Origin of the sequence: Escherichia sp. WS1118, from assembly GCF_046487695.1 — a bacterium.
In the GTDB taxonomy this organism is placed as follows: Bacteria; Pseudomonadota; Gammaproteobacteria; order Enterobacterales; family Enterobacteriaceae; genus Escherichia; species Escherichia coli.
Genome location: NZ_JBJQIZ010000005.1, coordinates 97,226 through 119,721 on the forward strand (window position 1 = coordinate 97,226; position 22,496 = coordinate 119,721).

At 50.7% G+C, this 22,496-nt stretch carries 25 protein-coding genes; 17 read left to right on the forward strand and 8 right to left on the reverse strand.

Annotation, left to right across the window (positions count from 1 at the left end; genetic code table 11):
• Positions 1-93: 93 nt before the first annotated feature.
• Positions 94-1,095, forward strand: a complete 1,002-nt coding sequence (add, locus tag ACJHYO_RS10695; RefSeq protein ID WP_000567511.1) for an adenosine deaminase — start codon at positions 94-96, stop codon at positions 1,093-1,095.
• 35 nt (positions 1,096-1,130) lie between these two features.
• On the opposite strand, the gene ACJHYO_RS10700 is transcribed toward add, so the two are convergent.
• Positions 1,131-2,171 (reverse strand): oxidoreductase, encoded by a 1,041-nt coding sequence (locus ACJHYO_RS10700; RefSeq protein ID WP_001282531.1) that lies wholly within the window; start codon positions 2,169-2,171, stop codon positions 1,131-1,133.
• 242 nt (positions 2,172-2,413) lie between these two features.
• Between ACJHYO_RS10700 and blr the strand changes: the two genes are divergently transcribed.
• The 12 genes from blr to gstA all read left to right on the forward strand — a co-directional run bounded on the left by blr (position 2,414) and on the right by gstA (position 12,751).
• Positions 2,414-2,539 (forward strand): division septum protein Blr, encoded by a 126-nt coding sequence (gene blr, locus ACJHYO_RS10705; protein ID WP_001296096.1) that lies wholly within the window; start codon positions 2,414-2,416, stop codon positions 2,537-2,539.
• Positions 2,540-2,811: 272 nt separating this feature from the next.
• Positions 2,812-3,027 carry a transcription modulator YdgT gene (ydgT, locus tag ACJHYO_RS10710; protein WP_000217951.1) on the forward strand — a complete coding sequence of 72 codons (216 nt, stop codon included), beginning with the start codon at positions 2,812-2,814 and terminating at the stop codon, positions 3,025-3,027.
• 85 nt (positions 3,028-3,112) lie between these two features.
• Positions 3,113-3,553 carry a DUF2569 domain-containing protein gene (locus ACJHYO_RS10715; protein ID WP_000214176.1) on the forward strand — a complete coding sequence of 147 codons (441 nt, stop codon included), beginning with the start codon at positions 3,113-3,115 and terminating at the stop codon, positions 3,551-3,553.
• Positions 3,554-3,629: 76 nt separating this feature from the next.
• Positions 3,630-4,211, forward strand: a complete 582-nt coding sequence (rsxA, locus tag ACJHYO_RS10720; protein ID WP_000133193.1) for an electron transport complex subunit RsxA — start codon at positions 3,630-3,632, stop codon at positions 4,209-4,211.
• Positions 4,211-4,789, forward strand: a complete 579-nt coding sequence (gene rsxB, locus ACJHYO_RS10725) for an electron transport complex subunit RsxB (protein ID WP_000991809.1) — start codon at positions 4,211-4,213, stop codon at positions 4,787-4,789. The genes rsxA and rsxB overlap by 1 nt, the downstream gene beginning before the upstream one ends.
• The gene (gene rsxC, locus ACJHYO_RS10730) at positions 4,782-6,911 is read left to right on the forward strand and encodes an electron transport complex subunit RsxC (RefSeq protein WP_085455362.1); all 2,130 of its coding nucleotides are present in this window, start codon (positions 4,782-4,784) and stop codon (positions 6,909-6,911) included. The genes rsxB and rsxC overlap by 8 nt, the downstream gene beginning before the upstream one ends.
• Complete coding sequence (rsxD, locus tag ACJHYO_RS10735; RefSeq protein WP_085455363.1) at positions 6,912-7,970, forward strand: electron transport complex subunit RsxD; 1,059 nt, start codon at positions 6,912-6,914, stop codon at positions 7,968-7,970. It abuts the gene before it with no gap.
• 3 nt (positions 7,971-7,973) lie between these two features.
• Positions 7,974-8,594, forward strand: coding sequence for an electron transport complex subunit RsxG (gene rsxG, locus ACJHYO_RS10740; RefSeq protein WP_000920791.1), 621 nt, complete (start codon positions 7,974-7,976; stop codon positions 8,592-8,594).
• A gap of 3 nt (positions 8,595-8,597) precedes the next feature.
• Positions 8,598-9,293: an electron transport complex subunit RsxE gene (rsxE, locus tag ACJHYO_RS10745; protein ID WP_085455364.1), complete on the forward strand. Its 696-nt coding sequence runs from the start codon at positions 8,598-8,600 to the stop codon at positions 9,291-9,293.
• Positions 9,293-9,928 carry an endonuclease III gene (gene nth, locus ACJHYO_RS10750; protein WP_001030339.1) on the forward strand — a complete coding sequence of 212 codons (636 nt, stop codon included), beginning with the start codon at positions 9,293-9,295 and terminating at the stop codon, positions 9,926-9,928. The genes rsxE and nth overlap by 1 nt, the downstream gene beginning before the upstream one ends.
• Before the next feature lie 610 nt (positions 9,929-10,538).
• On the forward strand, positions 10,539-12,041 hold the full coding sequence (gene dtpA / locus ACJHYO_RS10755) for a dipeptide/tripeptide permease DtpA (RefSeq protein ID WP_000100937.1): 1,503 nt from the start codon (positions 10,539-10,541) through the stop codon (positions 12,039-12,041).
• 104 nt (positions 12,042-12,145) lie between these two features.
• The gene (gstA, locus tag ACJHYO_RS10760) at positions 12,146-12,751 is read left to right on the forward strand and encodes a glutathione transferase GstA (RefSeq protein ID WP_000765749.1); all 606 of its coding nucleotides are present in this window, start codon (positions 12,146-12,148) and stop codon (positions 12,749-12,751) included.
• Between the two features lie 43 nt (positions 12,752-12,794).
• On the opposite strand, the gene pdxY is transcribed toward gstA, so the two are convergent.
• The 5 genes from pdxY to anmK form a co-directional block, all read right to left on the reverse strand.
• The gene (gene pdxY / locus ACJHYO_RS10765; RefSeq protein WP_001296097.1) at positions 12,795-13,655 is read right to left on the reverse strand and encodes a pyridoxal kinase PdxY; all 861 of its coding nucleotides are present in this window, start codon (positions 13,653-13,655) and stop codon (positions 12,795-12,797) included.
• Positions 13,656-13,716: 61 nt separating this feature from the next.
• Positions 13,717-14,991: a tyrosine--tRNA ligase gene (tyrS, locus tag ACJHYO_RS10770; protein WP_001295400.1), complete on the reverse strand. Its 1,275-nt coding sequence runs from the start codon at positions 14,989-14,991 to the stop codon at positions 13,717-13,719.
• A gap of 128 nt (positions 14,992-15,119) precedes the next feature.
• Positions 15,120-15,776: a pyridoxamine 5'-phosphate oxidase gene (gene pdxH / locus ACJHYO_RS10775; protein ID WP_001282319.1), complete on the reverse strand. Its 657-nt coding sequence runs from the start codon at positions 15,774-15,776 to the stop codon at positions 15,120-15,122.
• A 58-nt stretch (positions 15,777-15,834) separates the two neighbouring features.
• Positions 15,835-16,164 (reverse strand): C-type lysozyme inhibitor, encoded by a 330-nt coding sequence (gene mliC / locus ACJHYO_RS10780; RefSeq protein WP_000061974.1) that lies wholly within the window; start codon positions 16,162-16,164, stop codon positions 15,835-15,837.
• Positions 16,165-16,261: 97 nt separating this feature from the next.
• Positions 16,262-17,371, reverse strand: coding sequence for an anhydro-N-acetylmuramic acid kinase (gene anmK / locus ACJHYO_RS10785; protein WP_000835060.1), 1,110 nt, complete (start codon positions 17,369-17,371; stop codon positions 16,262-16,264).
• Between the two features lie 273 nt (positions 17,372-17,644).
• Here anmK and slyB point away from each other — a divergent pair, with 273 nt between their 5' ends.
• Positions 17,645-18,112 carry an outer membrane lipoprotein SlyB gene (gene slyB / locus ACJHYO_RS10790; RefSeq protein WP_000597201.1) on the forward strand — a complete coding sequence of 156 codons (468 nt, stop codon included), beginning with the start codon at positions 17,645-17,647 and terminating at the stop codon, positions 18,110-18,112.
• Between the two features lie 46 nt (positions 18,113-18,158).
• On the opposite strand, the gene slyA is transcribed toward slyB, so the two are convergent.
• A complete protein-coding gene (gene slyA / locus ACJHYO_RS10795; RefSeq protein WP_000445640.1) occupies positions 18,159-18,593 on the reverse strand; it encodes a transcriptional regulator SlyA in 435 nt (144 codons plus the stop codon).
• 200 nt (positions 18,594-18,793) lie between these two features.
• On the opposite strand from slyA, the gene ACJHYO_RS10800 reads away from it, so the two are divergent.
• The 3 genes from ACJHYO_RS10800 to ACJHYO_RS10810 are packed head-to-tail and all read left to right on the forward strand — an operon-like array spanning position 18,794 to position 21,902.
• Positions 18,794-19,030: a DUF1656 domain-containing protein gene (locus ACJHYO_RS10800; protein ID WP_000670994.1), complete on the forward strand. Its 237-nt coding sequence runs from the start codon at positions 18,794-18,796 to the stop codon at positions 19,028-19,030.
• Between the two features lie 2 nt (positions 19,031-19,032).
• Positions 19,033-19,890, forward strand: a complete 858-nt coding sequence (locus ACJHYO_RS10805) for an HlyD family secretion protein (RefSeq protein WP_001304337.1) — start codon at positions 19,033-19,035, stop codon at positions 19,888-19,890.
• Positions 19,890-21,902 (forward strand): FUSC family protein, encoded by a 2,013-nt coding sequence (locus tag ACJHYO_RS10810; RefSeq protein ID WP_001682917.1) that lies wholly within the window; start codon positions 19,890-19,892, stop codon positions 21,900-21,902. Before ACJHYO_RS10805 ends, ACJHYO_RS10810 begins: the two co-directional genes overlap by 1 nt.
• Here the strand turns inward: ACJHYO_RS10810 and sodC are convergent, their stop codons facing one another.
• Positions 21,903-22,424 (reverse strand): superoxide dismutase [Cu-Zn] SodC, encoded by a 522-nt coding sequence (gene sodC / locus ACJHYO_RS10815; RefSeq protein WP_001298528.1) that lies wholly within the window; start codon positions 22,422-22,424, stop codon positions 21,903-21,905. It lies immediately after the preceding gene.
• Between the last annotated feature and the right edge of the window lie 72 nt (positions 22,425-22,496).

Below are 22,496 nucleotides of genomic sequence, written 5' to 3' on the forward strand. Positions count from 1 at the left end.
GCAACGTAAAAAATCGTTGCGCAATCGTGGATTTTTACCCTGCTTTGTTTTTATAATGGTGCGCACTTTTATATCCAGAAAAAGAGTGCGACCATGATTGATACCACCCTGCCATTAACTGATATCCATCGCCACCTTGATGGCAACATTCGTCCCCAGACCATTCTTGAACTTGGCCGCCAGTATAATATCTCGCTTCCTGCACAATCCCTGGAAACACTGATTCCCCACGTTCAGGTCATTGCCAACGAACCCGATCTGGTGAGCTTTCTGACTAAACTTGACTGGGGCGTTAAAGTTCTCGCCTCTCTTGATGCCTGCCGCCGCGTGGCATTTGAAAACATTGAAGATGCAGCCCGTAACGGCCTGCACTATGTCGAGCTGCGTTTTTCACCAGGCTACATGGCAATGGCACATCAGCTGCCTGTAGCGGGTGTTGTCGAAGCGGTGATCGATGGCGTACGTGAAGGTTGCCGCACCTTTGGTGTGCAGGCGAAGCTTATCGGTATTATGAGCCGGACCTTCGGCGAAGCCGCCTGTCAGCAAGAGCTGGAGGCCTTTTTAGCCCACCGTGACCAGATTACCGCACTTGATTTAGCCGGTGATGAACTTGGTTTCCCGGGAAGTCTGTTCCTTTCTCATTTCAACCGCGCGCGTGATGCGGGCTGGCATATTACCGTCCATGCAGGCGAAGCTGCCGGACCGGAAAGCATCTGGCAGGCGATTCGTGAACTGGGGGCGGAGCGTATTGGACATGGCGTAAAAGCCATTGAAGATCGGGCGCTGATGGATTTTCTCGCCGAGCAACAAATTGGTATTGAATCCTGTCTGACCTCCAATATTCAGACCAGCACCGTGGCGGATCTGGCTGCACATCCGCTGAAAACGTTCCTTGAGCATGGCATTCGTGCCAGCATTAACACTGACGATCCCGGCGTGCAGGGAGTGGATATCATTCACGAATATACCGTTGCCGCGCCAGCTGCTGGGTTATCCCGCGAGCAAATCCGCCAGGCACAGATTAATGGTCTGGAAATGGCTTTCCTCAGCGCAGAGGAAAAACGCGCACTGCGAGAAAAAGTTGCCGCGAAGTAACAAAAATGGATGGTGCTAATTGCACCATCCCCTTTTCACGCAAGGCACAAAGTCGCGCGATGTTTGGCGGATTCGATGCCCAGCTCAATCAACTCCATTACCTGGATTGCCTGACTTGCCGGAACCGGATTTTCACCATCGCCATTTAACGCATCACGAATAGCCGCATAGTAAGCCGGATAATTCCCCGGCACTGTCAACAGCGTTTCTTCGACACGTTCCTCACCTTCCACGCGGGTAAGTACGCCATCGCGCATATCGTAGCCCCAGTCTTCCTGCGGCAGACGCTCGCCATTTTTCAGACGTTCTTCCTGTGGATCGAGGCCATATTTCACATAACTGCCTCGGGATCCATGCACGATATACCGTGCTGACTCGGCTGCTGCCAGCATGGTGCCGTGTAAAATCACTCGCCGCTGCGGATAGGACAAGATAGCGTGGAAATAATCGGTCGACTGCGCTCCGGGCCGTAACTGTGCCAAATCTACCGTCATGCTAACCGGTAAACCAAATAACGTAATGGCCTGATCAAGAAGGTGCGGTGCTAAATCGTACCAGATACCGCTGCCTGGGCCGCCCTGTTCACGCCAACGATCGCGCACCTGCGGGCGGAAGCGGTCAAAATGGGACTCAAAGTAAGCAATTTCACCCAGCACGCCTTCCGCGAGCAAACCTTTTAGCGTCAGGAAATCGCTATCCCAGCGACGGTTATGGAATACAGACAGCACTCGCCCCAGGCTTTTTGCCAGCGCTTCCAGCTCTCGTGCTTGTGACAGTGTCACGGTAAAGGGTTTATCAACGACCACATGTTTACCCGCCTCAAGCGCCGCTTTGGCTAACGGAAAATGGGTATCGTTGGGTGTAGGAATGACAATCAGGTCTATGTTGGGATCGTTAAACAGATGCTTCGGCTCAGAGACAACCGTAACCGTTGGCCAGTCAGCTTTTACTTTTGTTTCATCGCTGCTGGAGATTACCGCCAGCTCCAGCCCGGGCGTGCCCGCAATCAGGGGTGCATGGAAGGTTTTGCTCGCATAACCATACCCAATCAACCCAACACGGATGTTGTCGCTCATGTCATTGCCTCTCATTGAAGTATGATGGCTATTTGACACTATCCTTTACCCTCGCTCAACAGTTTAATAACCTGCCAGCAATAAGGGATGTTGTTTAACTTAAGTCAAAAAAATAGCGATTTTTCCAACGACAAAAGCTAAATATTGCAAAAACCTCAGTAAAAATCTTGCTGGAGCTATTATTGCTAAGTAACATTTACCCCCTGAAGTTAATGGATCAATCAACAGAGATGTGGGCTGTAATGAATCGTCTTATTGAATTAACAGGTTGGATCGTTCTTGTCGTTTCAGTCATTCTTCTTGGCGTGGCGAGTCACATTGACAACTATCAGCCACCTGAACAGAGTACTACAGTACAACACAAGTAAGCTCTGCACTTGTTGAGCGACATGCTGCCCGTCCGGGTGCATGTTTTCACTTGTCGGATATTAAACCAGGAATTTATTATCTTGTTCGATGTTGTTGATGATTGTCAGGGATAGTAAAGCGCGTTACTCTTTCCAGAGCAGTTTTTCATCCCTGAATATTTGCCATCAGCACATTCTTATTATTGTAATAACACAAGCGTTCACTTTTGGTGAAATTTTATCATCACTAATAATACCTACCCCTTTGGTATTAATTATTTTATGGACCTTTTATGACTGTTCAGGACTACTTATTAAAATTTCGCAAAATCAGTTCACTCGAAAGTCTGGAAAAACTCTACGACCATCTTAATTACACCCTGACGGACGATCAGGAACTGATCAATATGTATCGTGCTGCCGATCACCGTCGCGCAGAGCTGGTTTCTGGCGGGCGTTTGTTTGACCTCGGCCAGGTACCGAAGTCCGTCTGGCGTTATGTCCAGTAAAGAAAGTAGCGATCGGTTATAAAAGCCTTATAATAACGCCCCTAAAATTAGATTTGTCTGTTTGCGTCGCTATTCTGGAGAACCTATGACCACCACAACGCCACAACGTATTGGAGGCTGGTTGCTTGGCCCGTTGGCCTGGCTTTTAGTCGCTCTGTTGAGTACGACGCTGGCGTTGTTGCTGTATACCGCTGCGTTATCTTCTCCGCAAACATTTCAAACGCTCGGCGGACAAGCACTGACGACACAAATCTTATGGGGCGTTTCTTTTATTACCGCTATCGCCATGTGGTATTACACACTGTGGTTGACCATCGCTTTCTTTAAACGTCGGCGTTGTGTTCCTAAACACTATATTATCTGGCTGCTTATTTCCGTATTGCTGGCAGTAAAAGCGTTCGCTTTTTCACCCGTAGAAGATGGCATAGCCGTTCGCCAGTTGCTGTTTACTTTGTTGGCAACCGCATTGATCGTCCCCTATTTCAAACGCTCGTCGCGGGTGAAAGCGACGTTTGTGAATCCGTAATAACCTTACAGTTAACCTGTTGTCGCCTGCTCTGGATTAACGGATAATAGGCGGCTTTTTTATTTCAGGCCGAAAAATGACTGACTACCTGTTACTGTTTGTCGGAACTGTACTGGTCAATAACTTTGTACTGGTCAAGTTTCTCGGTCTCTGTCCGTTTATGGGGGTTTCCAAAAAGCTGGAAACCGCGATGGGCATGGGGCTGGCAACAACGTTTGTAATGACGCTGGCGTCTATTTGCGCCTGGCTTATCGATACGTGGATTTTGATCCCACTTAATCTGATTTACCTGCGCACCCTGGCGTTTATTCTGGTGATTGCTGTGGTTGTGCAGTTCACCGAAATGGTGGTGCGCAAAACCAGCCCGGTACTTTACCGTCTGCTGGGGATTTTTTTGCCGCTTATCACCACCAACTGTGCCGTGCTCGGCGTGGCATTGCTGAATATCAATCTCGGGCACAATTTCTTGCAGTCAGCGCTGTACGGTTTTTCCGCCGCTGTCGGTTTCTCGCTGGTGATGGTGCTCTTCGCCGCCATCCGCGAACGCCTTGCTGTGGCTGATGTCCCGGCACCTTTTCGCGGTAATGCCATTGCGTTAATTACCGCAGGTCTTATGTCTCTGGCCTTTATGGGCTTTAGTGGTTTGGTGAAGTTGTAATGAATGCTATCTGGATTGCCGTTGCCGCCGTGAGCCTGCTGGGCCTGGCGTTTGGCGCCATTCTGGGTTATGCCTCCCGCCGTTTTGCGGTGGAAGACGATCCGGTCGTTGAGAAAATTGACGAAATCTTACCGCAGAGCCAGTGTGGTCAGTGCGGTTATCCCGGCTGTCGCCCCTACGCGGAAGCCATCAGCTGTAACGGTGAAAAAATCAACCGTTGCGCCCCAGGTGGCGAAGCTGTGATGCTAAAAATTGCCGAGTTACTTAATGTCGAGCCGCAGCCGCTGGATGGCGAAGCGCAAGAGCTAACGCCAGCGCGGATGGTGGCGGTTATTGATGAAAATAACTGTATTGGCTGCACTAAATGTATTCAGGCGTGTCCGGTAGACGCCATCGTTGGCGCTACCCGCGCCATGCATACGGTAATGAGTGATCTCTGTACGGGCTGCAACTTATGTGTTGATCCGTGCCCGACACACTGCATCTCGTTGCAACCGGTCGCAGAAACTCCTGACTCCTGGAAATGGGATCTGAACACCATTCCCGTGCGTATCATTCCCGTGGAACACCATGCTTAAGTTATTCTCTGCATTCAGAAGAAATAAAATCTGGGATTTCAACGGCGGCATCCATCCACCGGAGATGAAAACCCAGTCCAACGGTACACCCCTGCGCCAGGTACCACTGGCGCAGCGTTTTGTCATTCCACTGAAACAACATATTGGCGCTGAAGGTGAGTTGTGCGTTAGCGTCGGCGATAAAGTATTGCGCGGCCAGCCGCTTACCCGTGGTCGCGGCAAAATGCTGCCTGTTCACGCGCCCACCTCGGGTACCGTTACGGCTATTGCGCCCCACTCTACGGCTCATCCTTCAGCTTTAGCTGAATTAAGCGTGATTATTGATGCCGATGGTGAAGACTGCTGGATCCCGCGCGACGGCTGGGCCGATTATCGCTCTCGCAGTCGCGAAGAGTTAATCGAGCGCATTCATCAGTTTGGTGTTGCCGGGCTGGGCGGTGCAGGATTCCCGACAGGCGTTAAATTGCAGGGTGGTGGAGATAAGATTGAAACGTTGATTATCAACGCTGCTGAGTGCGAGCCGTACATTACCGCCGATGACCGTTTGATGCAGGATTGCGCGGCTCAGGTCGTAGAGGGTATTCGCATTCTTGCGCATATTCTGCAGCCACGCGAAATTCTTGTCGGCATTGAAGATAACAAACCGCAGGCGATTTCCATGCTGCGCGCGGTGCTGGCGGACTCTCACGATATTTCTCTGCGAGTGATTCCAACCAAATATCCTTCTGGCGGTGCTAAACAATTAACCTATATTCTGACCGGGAAGCAGGTTCCACATGGCGGGCGTTCATCCGATATCGGCGTATTAATGCAAAACGTCGGCACTGCTTATGCAGTGAAACGTGCCGTTATTGATGGCGAGCCGATTACCGAGCGTGTTGTAACCCTGACTGGCGAAGCAATCGCACGCCCGGGCAACGTCTGGGCACGGCTGGGTACGCCAGTGCGTCATTTATTGAATGATGCCGGATTCTGCCCCTCTGCCGATCAAATGGTGATTATGGGCGGCCCGCTAATGGGCTTTACCTTGCCATGGCTGGATGTCCCGGTCGTAAAGATTACCAACTGTCTGTTAGCTCCCTCGGCCAATGAACTTGGCGAACCACAGGAAGAACAAAGCTGCATCCGGTGTAGCGCCTGTGCTGACGCCTGCCCTGCGGATCTTTTGCCGCAACAGTTGTACTGGTTCAGCAAAGGTCAGCAACACGATAAAGCAACCACGCATAACATTGCCGACTGCATTGAATGTGGGGCTTGCGCGTGGGTTTGCCCGAGCAATATTCCCCTGGTGCAATATTTCCGTCAGGAAAAAGCTGAAATTGCGGCTATTCGTCAGGAAGAAAAGCGCGCCGCAGAAGCCAAAGCGCGTTTCGAAGCGCGCCAGGCTCGCCTTGAGCGCGAAAAAGCGGCTCGCCTTGAACGACATAAGAGCGCAGCCGTTCAACCTGCAGCCAAAGATAAAGATGCGATTGCTGCCGCTCTGGCGCGGGTGAAAGAGAAACAGGCCCAGGCTACACAGCCTATTGTGATTAAAGCGGGCGAACGCCCGGATAACAGTGCAATTATTGCAGCACGGGAAGCTCGTAAAGCGCAAGCCAGAGCGAAACAGGCAGAACTGCAGCAAACTAACGACGCAGCAACCGTTGCTGATCCACGTAAAACTGCCGTTGAAGCCGCTATCGCCCGCGCCAAAGCGCGCAAGCTGGAACAGCAACAGGCTAATGCGGAACCAGAAGAACAGGTCGATCCGCGCAAAGCCGCCGTCGAAGCCGCTATTGCCCGTGCCAAAGCGCGCAAGCTGGAGCAGCAACAGGCTAATGCCGAGCCAGAAGAACAGATTGATCCGCGCAAAGCTGCCGTCGAAGCGGCTATTGCCCGTGCCAAAGCGCGCAAGCTGGAACAGCAACAACAGGCTAATGCGGAACCAGAAGAACAGGTTGATCCACGCAAAGCCGCCATCGAAGCGGCTATTGCACGCGCCAAAGCGCGCAAGCTGGAACAGCAACAGGCTAATGCAGAGCCAGAAGAACAGATTGATCCGCGCAAAGCGGCAGTTGCTGCGGCTATTGCCCGCGTTCAGGCCAAAAAAGCCGCCCAGCAAAAGGTTGTAAACGAGGACTAAATGGTATTCAGAATAGCTAGCTCCCCTTATACCCATAACCAGCGCCAGACATCGCGCATTATGCTGTTGGTATTGCTCGCAGCCGTGCCAGGAATCGCAGCGCAACTGTGGTTTTTTGGTTGGGGTACTCTCGTTCAGATCCTGTTGGCGTCGGTCAGTGCTCTTCTGGCCGAAGCTCTCGTCCTCAAACTACGCAAGCAGTCGGTAGCTGCAACGTTGAAAGATAACTCAGCATTGCTGACAGGCTTATTGCTGGCGGTAAGTATTCCCCCCCTCGCGCCATGGTGGATGGTCGTGCTGGGTACGGTGTTTGCGGTGATCATCGCTAAACAGTTGTATGGCGGTCTGGGGCAAAACCCGTTTAATCCGGCAATGATTGGTTATGTGGTCTTACTGATCTCCTTCCCGGTGCAGATGACCAGTTGGTTACCGCCACATGAAATTGCGGTCAACATCCCTGGTTTTATCGACACCATACAGGTTATTTTCAGTGGTCATACCACCAGTGGTGGTGATATGAACACGCTACGCTTAGGTATTGATGGCATTAGTCAGGCGACACCGCTGGATACATTTAAAACCTCTGTCCGTGCCGGTCATTCGGTTGAAGAGATTATGCAATATCCGATCTACAGCGGTATTCTGGCGGGCGCTGGTTGGCAATGGGTAAATCTCGCCTGGCTGGCTGGCGGCGTGTGGTTGCTATGGCAGAAAGCGATTCGCTGGCATATTCCCCTCAGCTTCTTAGCAACGTTGGCGTTATGCGCAACGTTGGGCTGGTTGTTCTCACCAGAAACACTGGCAGCACCGCAAATTCATCTGCTGTCTGGAGCGACCATGCTCGGCGCATTCTTTATTTTGACTGACCCGGTTACCGCTTCTACGACCAATCGTGGTCGTCTTATTTTCGGCGCGCTGGCGGGCTTATTAGTCTGGATGATCCGCAGTTTCGGCGGCTATCCTGACGGCGTTGCTTTTGCCGTCCTGCTGGCGAACATCACGGTTCCTCTGATCGATTACTACACGCGTCCGCGCGTCTACGGCCATCGCAAAGGGTAAACCATGCTGAAAACTATCCGAAAACACGGCATTACGTTGGCGCTCTTTGCAGCGGGTTCAACAGGGTTAACTGCGGCCATCAACCAGATGACCAAAACGACAATTGCTGAACAGGCCAGTCTGCAACAAAAGGCGTTATTTGATCAGGTGCTGCCAGCTGAACGCTATAACAATGCGCTGGCACAGAGTTGCTATCTGGTAACTGCGCCAGAGTTAGGTAAAGGTGAGCATCGGGTTTACATCGCCAAACAGGATGACAAACCGGTAGCTGCCGTTCTGGAAGCAACCGCGCCAGATGGCTATTCAGGTGCGATTCAGCTGCTGGTAGGAGCCGATTTTAACGGCACGGTACTTGGCACGCGCGTGACTGAGCACCACGAAACGCCAGGGCTTGGCGATAAAATCGAACTGCGCCTTTCTGACTGGATCACCCATTTTGCGGGTAAAAAAATCAGTGGTGCGGATGATGCGAACTGGGCGGTGAAGAAAGATGGTGGTGATTTCGACCAGTTCACCGGCGCGACGATTACTCCCCGCGCGGTGGTTAATGCGGTAAAACGCGCCGGATTGTACGCTCAGACGTTACCGGCACAACTTTCTCAACTTCCTGCCTGTGGAGAATAAAACGTGAGCGAAATTAAAGACGTTATTGTTCAGGGGTTGTGGAAAAACAACTCTGCGCTGGTCCAGCTGCTCGGCCTTTGTCCTCTGTTGGCGGTCACGTCCACTGCCACTAACGCTCTGGGTTTAGGACTTGCGACTACGCTGGTACTGACGCTAACCAACCTGACCATTTCGACGCTGCGTCACTGGACACCCGCCGAGATCCGCATTCCCATTTACGTGATGATCATCGCCTCGGTGGTCAGCGCTGTACAGATGCTGATCAACGCCTACGCCTTTGGCCTGTATCAATCATTAGGGATTTTTATTCCGCTGATTGTCACTAACTGTATCGTTGTGGGCCGCGCTGAAGCCTTCGCCGCCAAAAAAGGTCCGGCGCTTTCGGCACTGGACGGCTTTTCAATTGGTATGGGCGCAACCTGCGCTATGTTCGTGCTGGGTTCACTACGCGAAATTATCGGCAATGGCACGTTGTTTGACGGTGCAGATGCGCTGTTAGGTAGCTGGGCGAAAGTATTACGCGTGGAGATTTTCCACACCGACTCCCCTTTCCTGCTGGCGATGCTGCCACCAGGTGCATTTATTGGCCTGGGACTGATGCTGGCAGGAAAATACCTGATTGATGAAAAAATGAAAAAGTGCCGTACTGAAGCAGCTGCCGAACGTGCATTGCCAAACGGTGAAACAGGGAATGTCTGATGAACAAAGCAAAACGCCTGGAGATCCTCACTCGCCTGCGTGAGAACAATCCTCATCCCACCACCGAGCTTAATTTCAGTTCGCCTTTTGAATTGCTGATTGCCGTACTGCTTTCCGCTCAGGCGACCGATGTCAGTGTTAATAAGGCGACGGCGAAACTCTACCCGGTGGCTAATACGCCTGCAGCGATGCTTGAACTGGGCGTTGAAGGGGTGAAAACCTATATCAAAACGATTGGCCTTTATAACAGCAAAGCAGAAAATATCATCAAAACCTGCCGTATATTACTGGAACAACATAATGGCGAGGTTCCGGAAGATCGTGCTGCGCTTGAAGCCCTGCCTGGTGTAGGTCGTAAAACAGCCAACGTCGTATTAAACACTGCATTCGGCTGGCCGACTATTGCTGTCGACACGCACATTTTCCGCGTTTGTAATCGTACACAATTTGCGCCGGGGAAAAACGTCGAACAGGTAGAAGAAAAGCTACTGAAAGTGGTTCCGGCAGAGTTTAAAGTCGACTGCCACCATTGGTTGATCCTGCACGGGCGTTATACCTGCATTGCCCGCAAGCCTCGCTGTGGCTCTTGTATTATTGAAGATCTTTGTGAATACAAAGAGAAAGTTGACATCTAAAGATCAGGGGTAACACCGATTACCCCATTCATAACCTTTCTTTATCCTCTTTTAAAACATCTTTTTAACGTCAATGATGCCATTGCTTAGCGTTATCATCAGGTAATCCGTTTGCAGATAACCAAAAATGCAGGTTAATTGTTTTTTTAATAGCGAAATTTTCTATTCATTCGTGATCAAGATCACGATGCTGTGGCAATGTAAAAACATTGCAAGAATCAGGTTAAAATCATTTAAATTTACACACGCAACAAATATTGACCTACAAAACATTACACTGGCTATTTTTCAGAAACTGGACTATCTCACTAGGAAAAACGCCAAATAGTAGAACATATCGCCATTAAGCCATCATCACCCTCTCAGGGTAGTGAAAAAATCTGCCGTTACGTTTTTTGAAAAATTTAACGCTGGATAACATTTCCCGGAATGGTTGAATTCCCCGCCTCAGTTATATGTAACAGATTATTACAAAGGACTTGTCTGAAAGTGCAAGATAGTGAACATTACCTGCCGTTTCCCCTCCCACTATAACAATTGCGCGTATGTTTTTTAGACATAACGCGAGAAAGCACCCCCGTTAATATGGGATGTAAAAAAAGAGGTAAAAGTGTCCACTGCAAACCAAAAACCAACTGAAAGCGTCAGTTTGAACGCTTTTAAACAACCGAAGGCGTTCTATCTCATCTTCTCGATTGAGTTATGGGAACGTTTTGGTTATTACGGCCTACAAGGAATTATGGCTGTTTACCTGGTTAAACAACTGGGTATGTCTGAAGCGGATTCAATCACCCTTTTCTCTTCCTTTAGTGCCCTGGTTTATGGTCTGGTCGCTATCGGCGGCTGGTTAGGTGACAAGGTACTGGGTACTAAACGCGTAATTATGCTCGGCGCTATTGTGCTGGCGATTGGTTATGCTCTGGTTGCCTGGTCTGGTCACGACGCCGGTATCGTTTATATGGGTATGGCGGCTATTGCGGTCGGTAACGGCCTGTTTAAAGCTAACCCGTCTTCTCTGCTTTCTACATGCTATGAGAAAAACGACCCGCGTCTGGACGGTGCATTCACCATGTACTACATGTCCGTCAACATCGGCTCTTTCTTCTCTATGATTGCTACGCCGTGGCTGGCCGCGAAATACGGCTGGAGTGTTGCGTTTGCGTTGAGCGTTGTAGGCCTGCTGATCACTATCGTTAACTTCGCCTTCTGCCAACGTTGGGTTAAACAGTACGGTTCAAAACCAGACTTCGAGCCTATCAACTACCGTAACCTGCTGCTGACCATTATTGGTGTTGTGGCACTGATCGCTATCGCCACCTGGCTGCTGCACAATCAGGAAGTTGCGCGTATGGCGCTGGGCGTTGTTGCCTTCGGTATCGTGGTTATCTTCGGTAAAGAAGCCTTCGCGATGAAAGGTGCTGCGCGTCGTAAAATGATCGTTGCCTTCATCCTGATGCTCGAAGCCATTATTTTCTTCGTGCTTTATAGCCAGATGCCAACGTCACTGAACTTCTTTGCGATTCGTAACGTTGAACACACCATTCTGGGCCTGGCCGTAGAACCTGAGCAGTATCAGGCACTGAACCCGTTCTGGATCATCATTGGTAGCCCGATTCTGGCCGCTATCTATAACAAGATGGGCGATACCCTGCCAATGCCAACCAAGTTTGCTATCGGCATGGTGATGTGTTCTGGTGCGTTCCTGATTCTGCCGCTGGGTGCGAAATTCGCGTCTGACGCTGGTATCGTGTCTGTAAGCTGGCTGGTCGCGAGCTATGGCCTGCAGAGTATCGGGGAACTGATGATCTCTGGCCTGGGTCTGGCAATGGTTGCACAACTCGTTCCGCAGCGTCTGATGGGCTTCATTATGGGTAGCTGGTTCCTGACCACTGCCGGTGCAAACCTGATTGGTGGTTATGTTGCAGGTATGATGGCTGTGCCGGATAACGTTACCGATCCGCTGATGTCACTGGAAGTCTATGGTCGCGTATTCTTGCAGATTGGTGTCGCTACTGCCGTTATTGCAGTACTGATGCTGTTTACCGCGCCGAAACTGCACCGCATGACGCAGGATGACGCTGCAGACAAAGCGGCGAAAGCAGCCGTAGCGTAAAATTCAGGGAAACTCTTTTACAAGCCGCTAACTTTTCGTTAGCGGCTTTTTTTTGTTCAGCAACGCACTACCATACTTTAAACCACAGACAAAAGGAGTTACCGATGAAATTGTTCTACAAACCGGGCGCCTGCTCTCTCGCTTCCCATATCACCCTGCGTGAGAGCGGAAAGGATTTTACGCTCGTCAGTGTGGATTTAATGAAAAAACGTCTCGAAAACGGTGACGATTACTTTGCCGTTAACCCTAAGGGACAGGTACCTGCATTGCTGCTGGACGATGGTACTTTGCTGACGGAAGGCGTAGCGATTATGCAGTATCTTGCCGACAGCGTCCCCGACCGCCAGTTGCTGGCACCGGTAAACAGTATTTCCCGCTATAAAACCATCGAATGGCTGAATTACATCGCCACCGAGCTGCATAAAGGTTTCACACCTCTGTTTCGCCCTGATACACCGGAAGAGTACAAACCGACAGTTCGCGCGCAGCTGGAGAAGAAGCTGCAATATGTGAACGAGGCACTGAAGGATGAGCACTGGATCTGCGGGCAACGATTCACAATTGCTGATGCCTATCTGTTTACGGTTCTGCGCTGGGCATACGCGGTGAAACTGAATCTGGAAGGGTTAGAGCACATTGCGGCATTTATGCAACGTATGGCTGAACGTCCGGAAGTACAAGACGCGCTGTCAGCGGAAGGCTTAAAGTAATAGCCATCGGCCCACAGGTCGTTGTGGGCCGAAATGAGATATTTCAGAGCTTTGTTGCGCTGAAATAATGTTCTGGATTGGCAATACGATCCTGAGCAGCAACCACTTGCAGCTCATATTCCTGCATTGCTTTTGTGGTCACCATGATTTCGTATACTGCAGCGGTCACATGTTCCAGGGCCTCCTGCAGCGTTGCCCCCTGAAGCAATTTCACCAGCAGTAAACCGCTCGTCACATCACCAACACCTACCGGCTGGCGCATACCAAAATCCACCAGCGGACGGCTGATATGCCAGGCTTCATCGGCGGTGACTAGCAGCATTTCAAAACGGTCACGGCTGTAGCCAGCTCGCGCCAGGTGTTTAACCAACACAATTTGTGGCCCTTGCGCAATGAGTTCGCGCGCTGCCAGAACCGCTTCTTCGACGTTATTTACCGGATGCTCACAGAGTATTTCCAGCTCAACCAGATTCGGCGCAATGATATCGCTGGCAGGCAAACCGTGCCGCACATGAAACTCTGCGACACCCGGTGCAACGATACAGCCTTTTTCCGGATGACCCATTACCGGATCGCAAAAATATTTCGCCTGTGGATTCGCTGCTTTCACCTGACGAACGATACCGAGGATATGTTCACCCTGCTCCGCCGATCCCAGATAGCCACTTAATACGGCATCACAGGTGTGTAATTTATCAATGGCGGCAATGCCTTGCACAATTTCGGTTAAATGGCTGGGCGGCATCACGCAGCCAGTCCATTTGCCGTATTGGGTGTGATTAGAAAATTGAACGGTGTTCAGCGGCCAGACGTTCGCGCCCAGGCGGCGCATCGGAAACTCTGCCGCACTGTTACCCGCATGACCATAAACAACGTGAGACTGGATAGCGAGAATATTTTTCATCATGTTCCCTGTATAAAAACCAGGGGGAGTGATTTCTCACTCCCCCTTTCCACTTAATGCATTATTTCCAGCAAATCAGACAGTAATTCTTTTTGCCGCGACGCAGTAAGGTAAAACGACCAAACAGACGATCTTCTTCTTTAAAGAAGTATTCAGGATCGGACTGTTTTTCACCGTTAATGGTGATGGCATTGGAGGCGATAGTTTTACGCGCCTGACCACGAGAAGGTTGCAGTTCAGAATCGACCAGCGCCTGCATCAGGTCTGCGCCCTTTTCCATCTCAACCATCGGTACGCCGTCCTGCGCCAGCTGTTCGAAGTCCGCTTCACTCAGCGCACTCAAGGAACCGCTGAACAGGCATTCGGTAATACGTTTTGCCGCCTGCAAACCTTCTTCACCATGCACCAGACGTGTCACCTGTTCTGCAAGCACATACTGGGCGCGCGGTGCTTTACCGCTGTTTTTATCTTCTTCTTCCAGGGCGTTGATCTCTTCAATGCTCATGAAGGTGAAGAACTTCAGGAAGCGGTAAACGTCGGCATCCGCAGTGTTGATCCAGAACTGGTAGAATTTGTACGGGCTGGTTTTCTTCGGATCCAACCAGACTGCGCCGCCTTCAGTTTTACCAAATTTGGTGCCGTCTGCTTTGGTGATCAGCGGAACGGTCAAGCCAAACACCTGATTCTGATGCAGACGACGGGTCAGGTCGATACCAGAAGTGATGTTACCCCACTGGTCAGAACCACCGATTTGCAGCACTACACCGTACTGTTTGTTCAGACAGGCGAAGTCATAACCCTGCAACAGGTTGTAGGAAAACTCAGTGAACGAAATCCCCTGATCTTCACGGTTGAGACGCTGCTTAACCGCTTCTTTGTTGATCATCTGGTTAACGGAGAAGTGTTTGCCAATATCGCGCAGGAAGGTCAGCACATTCATATTGCCGAACCAGTCATAGTTGTTCGCCGCGATAGCAGAGTTTTCTCCACAGTCGAAATCGAGGAACGGGGCAACCTGCTTGCGGATTTTGTCCACCCACTCCTGAACAGTTTCTTCAGTGTTCAGCTTACGCTCGGCAGCTTTGAAGCTCGGGTCGCCAATCAGACCCGTCGCGCCGCCTACCAGCGCAACCGGCTTGTGGCCCGCCTGCTGGAAGCGTTTCAGGCATAACAATGGAACAAGATGCCCCAAATGCAAGCTGTCAGCGGTAGGATCGAAGCCGCAATAGAGCGCGATCGGGCCTTGCGCCAGTCGCTCTGCTAACGCTTCCTCGTCCGTCACCTGGGCTACCAGCCCCCGCTCTTGCAATTGTTTAATCAAGTTACTGCTTGCCATCAAAATCTCCATGTATATAACGACTGCACCTTTGCCGGTACACGACTTTTCGCCAGATGCGAAAGAGACATAGAATAAAGTGCCAGAATCAGGAGTACCAGCGATTAAAGCAAGATTTTTGCATCTTTTCAGGGTGCAAGACGATCAATCTTCCACGCATCATTTTCACGCTGGTACAAAAAGCGGTCATGCAGGCGATGCTCACCGCCCTGCCAGAACTCAATCTGTTCAAGGCTGACGCGAAAACCACCCCAAAAACTTGGCAATGGCACTTCGCCCTGTTGAAACTTCTGCTTCAGCTCCAGGAATTTACTTTCAAGGATACCGCGGGCAGAAATGCGACTGGACTGCTTCGAAACCCATGCACCAATCTGGCTATCACGCGGGCGGCTATGAAAATATTTCATCACTTCGAGAGTCGAAAGTCGTTCCGCTTTACCGATCACCATCACCTGGCGTTCAAGGGTATGCCACGGGAACAGCAGGCTAACGCGCGGATTATTTTCGATTTGATGTGCTTTACGGCTGCCGAGGTTGGTGTAAAACACCATGCCTTTTTCGTCGTAATGTTTGAGTAAAACGATGCGCTGATAAGGCTGACCATGTTCATCCACGGTAGCGACCACCATCGCGGTAGGGTCAGCCAGTTTGGCTTCACAAGCCTGAGAGAGCCAACGTTCAAAAAGGGTTAATGGATCGGCGGGTAGATCGCGGCGGCGTAACCCGCCTTTGGTGTATTCACGGCGCAGATGCGCGATTTGCTGCAATTCGTCGTTATCAGACATGGTTTTCTTTACGGATTGTCAGTGGGTGACGCTATTGTGCGCCGCCCCTGGAAAAATCTCAACGCTGCGGATTTTGTAACTGACAGTTATTCAAGACGATGCGGTCGCGTTTATAGACAGTCGCTTCCTCGCCTTTCGACCAGAAAACATAGATTCCGTCGGTGTAACGTGCACCAGACGCTGAAATTCCCTGTTTGAGATGCAGTAGTTGATTATCGTAAACAAAACTGACTTCCTGGCGCGGATTATTCAGTTTGACCGTCAACGGTTTTTCATCACACTGGTATTCCAGCGTATCGGTTTGCATGCGCTCAACCAGTTGATTGAACGCGCTACAGCCGGTGAGAAGCACCGGCAAACAGATCAGTAACAGTTTTTTCATAGACATATCCCGAAGACTTTCCTGGTCTGGAGGGCAATACGCCCTCCCTAACGTTCCAAGTGTAACGGCAGACGCGGTAAGAAAAATTCAGTTAACTCTGATATCACGGGTTAGCGGGGAAAATAGCCCCCAGTACCGTCTCCTGGCTTGCGCCAGTGACGGAAGGCAGATTTCCTGGTAATCCCGCCAGCGTTCGCCAGGCAAGCCAGGCGAACGCCAATGCTTCCATGTCATCGCCACTAATGCCAACGGCATCGGTGGTGGTGACTTCTGTGCCTGGCAGTAATGCCGCCAGACGCGCCATGAGTAGCGGATTACGACTACCTCCACCACATACCATCAATCGTTCGCAGCCACCGCTCAACAAAACTTGTTCAGAAATGGTCACGGCGGTGAGTTCTGCCAGTGTGGCCTGCACATCACGGGGATCACCCCCCGGAAAATGGCGCAAATGGCGCTCCAGCCAGCCGTAGTTAAAGTATTCGCGTCCGGTGCTTTTCGGTGCGGGTTGCGAGAAATATGGGTCGCAGAGCATATTTTGCAGCAGTGGGAGAATAACTTTACCCGCCCGTGCCCACTCGGCATCTTTATCGTAAGGTTTACCGGCCTGACGCCAGATCCAGGCATCCATCAGCATGTTACCAGGACCGGTATCGTAGCCCCCAACCGGCTGGCCAGGAATGAGCAGTGACAGATTGGCGATGCCGCCAATATTGAGCACCATTCGTCGCTCGGTTGGGTGAGCCAGCAGCGCATGATGGAACGCAGGTACCAGCGGTGCACCTTGTCCTCCCAAGGCAATATCGCGACGGCGAAAATCACCGACAACCGTAATTCCGGTGCGCGCCACAATTTGATTGTTATCGCCAATCTGTAAAGTGTGTGGTGCCACGCCCGTCGGTTCGTGCCAGACGGTTTGACCGTGGCAGCCGATCGCAACTATATCTCTCGCCTGCAGGTTTTGTTCCTTAAGCAAGGCATTGACCGCATCAGCAAAAAGTCGCCCAAGTTGAGTATCAAGCTGTCCAAACTGCGAAAGTGTAAGCTGCTGGCCCTGGCAAATATCCAGTACAGCCTGTTTCAGAGACACCGGGATCGGCCAGCTCAAACTTGCCAGCTGTGCGACCCGGTGTTCATCAATTGTCGCCAACACAACATCAACACCATCAAGGCTGGTGCCTGACATAACGCCAATAAAGCGGCCCGATTTCATAGTTCATCCTTTTTCAATCTGACGTTTGCGCACCACTCAAACATAAACTTTTCGTGAATACCATGCGGAATGACCAATTTTTACCGTTGGTAGTAAAACATTATCTTCAAATCAATAATCATCATGAATATTTTGTTTATAATTGGTTGATCCTACTTTCATTATGATTTGCTCATATTTGGTAGAACATGTAACCATGGATTCACATATGCCATATACTTTGACCATGAGGGATGCTTGCGTGGCGTTTCATGGTGAACAGGAGATTTTTCAATGATTAAACGCGTATTGGTTGTTTCAATGGTAGGTCTGTCTCTTGTCGGTTGTGTTAATAACGACACCCTGTCAGGGGATGTTTATACCGCTTCTGAAGCGAAACAAGTACAGAATGTCAGCTATGGCACCATCGTTAATGTACGTCAGGTACAGATTCAGGGCGGTGATGATTCCAACGTTATCGGCGCAATTGGTGGTGCTGTACTTGGTGGTTTCCTGGGAAATACTATTGGCGGCGGAACCGGGCGTTCTCTGGCTACTGCAGCAGGGGCTGTTGCAGGTGGTGTAGCCGGTCAGGGCGTACAGAGTGCAATGAACAAAACGCAGGGTGTCGAGCTGGAAATTCGTAAAGATGATGGCAACACCATCATGGTGGTACAGAAACAAGGGAACACTCATTTCTCTCCAGGCCAACGTGTCGTACTGGCCAGCAATGGCAGTCAGGTGACCGTTTCCCCGCGCTAAATAAGTTTGCGTGTGGTCAGGTTACTGACCACACGCCCCCTTCATTTCACCCTTTGGCCTGTAACTCAATGATATTATGCTCAAGTTTTGCGATGAGCTTAATCAGTTGTTCCAGTTCCTCTGCGGAGATGCCATGTAAAATTTCCGCGCGGGTTTTGTTAATAACGGCTTCCATTTCGCTGATCAGTGGCTCTGCCTTTTCCGTCAGTTTAATACGTTTAGCCCGACGATCGCTGGCACAAGTTTGACGCGAAATTAACCCTTTTTCTTCCAGTTGGTCCAGCGTACGGACCAGTGATGGCTGCTCGATGCCAATCGCTTTTGCCAGTTGAATTTGCGACTGGTCTGGAGGTAACTGATGGATATTGTGTAACGTAACCCAATGGGTTTGTGTTAACTCCAGCGGTTTCAGGCGATGGTCTATCAGAGCACGCCATATGCGCACCAACCGTGCCAGATCAGAACCTAGTGGCGATTCCAATTTCATCTCCTTATAATTAGCTTGCTAAGATATTATGCGGCTTTTAGAATAGTGTGCAGCAATTGTATTGCTAAAACAAATGTATTGCTGCATTTGGTTACCGTCAGACATATTTTTCAGAAATTGCGCGTAAATTTTTCGCACTTAAAGAATATTTATTAATCTAACGCAATATATTCTGTCGTAAAGGAATCTACTTTGTGAAGTTTATGCTCAATGCAACAGGATTGCCCTTACAAGATCTGGTGTTCGGTGCGTCCGTCTACTTTCCTCCGTTTTTCAAAGCCTTCGCGTTTGGATTCGTCATCTGGCTTGTCATACACCGCCTGCTTCGTGGCTGGATCTACGCTGGTGACATCTGGCATCCCTTGTTAATGGATTTATCGCTGTTTGCGATTTGCGTTTGCCTTGCTCTGGCAATACTGATTGCGTGGTAACTATGTCAATTAAAACAATTAAGTATTTCTCAACAATCATTGTAGCGGTAGTTGCGGTTCTTGCCGGATGGTGGCTGTGGAATTATTACATGCAATCTCCGTGGACACGCGACGGGAAAATACGTGCAGAACAGGTTTCTATCACCCCACAGGTGTCGGGACGTATTATTGAGCTGAATATAAAAGACAACCAGCTGGTTAACGCGGGGGATCTTCTGCTCACGATCGATAAAACTCCCTTTCAGATCGCCGAGCTGAACGCACAGGCTCAGCTGGCGAAAGCGCAATCTGACCTCGCAAAAGCCAATAACGAAGCGAATCGTCGTCGTCATCTCTCACAAAATTTTATTTCTGCCGAAGAACTCGATACCGCTAACCTCAATGTTAAAGCGATGCAGGCCAGCGTTGATGCCGCACAGGCGACGCTGAAACAGGCACAATGGCAACTGGCACAAACGGAAATTCGCGCCCCGGTGAGTGGATGGGTGACTAATCTCACTACCCGCATCGGCGACTACGCTGACACCGGGAAACCGCTGTTTGCCCTTGTCGACAGCCACTCGTTTTACGTCATTGGTTATTTTGAAGAAACCAAGTTGCGCCATATCCGCGAAGGTGCACCAGCACAAATTACCCTCTATAGTGATAACAAAACGTTACAGGGTCACGTGTCCAGTATCGGTCGGGCGATTTATGATCAGAGCGTTGAAAGTGACTCAAGCCTTATTCCGGATGTGAAACCTAACGTCCCCTGGGTTCGCCTCGCCCAACGCGTTCCCGTCCGCTTTACGCTGGATAAAGTCCCAGGCGATGTCACGCTGGTGTCGGGCACCACCTGTAGCATTGCCGTAGGTCAATAATGAACGCATCGTCATGGTCCTTGCGCAATTTGCCCTGGTTCAGGGCCACGCTGGCGCAATGGCGTTATGCGTTACGCAATACCATTGCCATGTGTCTGGCGCTGACGGTTGCCTATTATTTGAATCTTGATGAGCCCTATTGGGCGATGACCTCGGCTGCGGTGGTTAGCTTTCCCACCGTTGGCGGTGTCATCAGCAAAAGCCTCGGACGCATCGCTGGCAGTTTGCTCGGAGCCATTGCGGCACTGCTTCTTGCCGGACATACGCTCAATGAGCCGTGTTTTTTTCTATTGAGCATGTCGGCGTGGCTTGGCTTTTGTACCTGGGCCTGTGCGCACTTCACGAATAACGTCGCGTATGCATTTCAACTGGCGGGCTACACGGCTGCCATCATCGCCTTTCCGATGGTTAATATTACTGAGGCCAGCCAGCTGTGGGATATCGCTCAGGCGCGTGTTTGCGAGGTGATAGTCGGTATTTTGTGCGGCGGCATGATGATGATGATCCTGCCGAGCAGTTCCGATGCTACAGCCCTTTTAACCGCATTGAAAAACATGCACGCCCGATTACTGGAACATGCCAGTTTACTCTGGCGGCCTGAAACAACCGATGCCATTCGTGCAGCACATGAAGGGGTGATTGGGCAGATACTGACCATGAATTTGCTGCGTATCCAGGCTTTCTGGAGCCACTATCGTTTTCGCCAGCAAAACGCGCGCCTTAATGCGCTACTCCACCAGCAATTACGTATGACCAGTGTCATCTCCAGCCTGCGACGTATGTTACTCAACTGGCCCTCACCACCAGATGCCACGCGAGAAATTCTCGAACAGCTGCTGACGGCGCTCGCCAGTTCGCAAACAGATGTTTACACCGTCGCACGTATTATCTCCCCACTACGCCCGACCAACGTCGCCGACTACCGGCACATCGCCTTCTGGCAGCGACTACGTTATTTTTGCCGCCTTTATCTGCAAAGTAGTCAGGAATTACATCGTCTGCAAAGCGGTGTAGATGATCATGCCAGACTCCCATGGACATCCGGCCTGGCTCGTCATACCGATAACGCCGAAGCTATGTGGAGCGGGCTGCGTACATTTTGTACGTTGATGATGATTGGCGCATGGAGTATTGCTTCACAATGGGATGCCGGTGCCAATGCATTAACGCTGGCAGCAATTAGCTGCGTACTCTACTCCGCCGTCGCAGCACCGTTTAAGTCGTTGTCACTGCTGATGCGCACGCTGGTGTTACTTTCGCTATTCAGCTTTGTGGTCAAATTTGGCCTGATGGTGCAGATTAGCGATCTGTGGCAATTTTTACTGTTTCTCTTTCCACTGCTGGCGACAATGCAGCTTCTTAAATTGCAGATGCCCAAATTTGCCGCACTGTGGGGGCAACTGATTGTTTTTATGGGTTCGTTTATCGCTGTCACTAATCCCCCGGTGTATGATTTTGCTGATTTTCTTAACGATAATCTGGCAAAAATTGTTGGCGTCGCGTTGGCGTGGTTAGCGTTCGCCATTCTGCGTCCAGGATCGGATGCTCGTAAAAGCCGCCGCCATATTCGCGCGCTGCGCCGGGATTTTGTCGATCAACTAAGCCGCCATCCAACACTGAGTGAAAGCGAATTTGAATCGCTCACTTATCATCACGTCAGTCAGTTGAGTAACAGCCAGGATGCGCTGGCTCGCCGTTGGTTATTACGCTGGGGTGTAGTGTTGCTGAACTGTTCTCATGTTGTCTGGCAATTGCGCGACTGGGAATCGCGTTCCGATCCGTTATCGCGAGTACGGGATAACTGTATTTCACTGTTGCGGGGAGTGATGAGTGAGCGTGGCGTTCAGCAAAAATCACTGGCGGCCACACTTGAAGAATTACAGCGAATTTGCGACAGCCTTGCCCGTCATCATCAACCTGCCGCCCGAGAACTGGCGGCAATTGTCTGGCGGCTGTACTGCTCGCTTTCGCAACTTGAGCAAGCACCGCCGCAAGGTACGCTGGCTTCTTAATTACTTAATTACACCACAGGCATAGCGTTCACCGCCACCGCCCAGCGGTTTGGGTTGATCGGACATATTATCGCCGCCAACGTGGACCATCAGCGCTTTGTCTTTGACTTCATCCAGTGATTTCAGACGAGGCGCGATGACGGCATCGGTCGCCTTGCCGTCATTATTGACTACCAGTGCAGGCAGATCGCCTAAATGCCCGGCACCTTCTGGCCCTTCATGTTTACCGGTATTTTGTGGATCAAGATGCCCGCCTGCGGATTCTGCGGCGCTGGCTTTGCCATCTTTGGTGGCTGGCTGGCAGCTTCCTTTGGCATGAATATGGAAGCCATGTTCACCGGGAGGTAATGCTTTCAGATCGGGCGAAAACTCCAGACCTTTATCGGTTTCAGTAATGGTGACGCTACCAATTGACTGCCCAACCCCTTGCGACGTGACGAGGTTCATCTCGACTTTTTCACTGGCAGCTTGTGCGCCGGTCGCAACAACCAGCGCCAGAATGGCCAGACTAAAACGTTTCATAGGACCTCCGTTCATTGTGCATTCCTGAATAAGTGTAAACCAGTGACACATTTTTGAACGGCGGCTATTCCT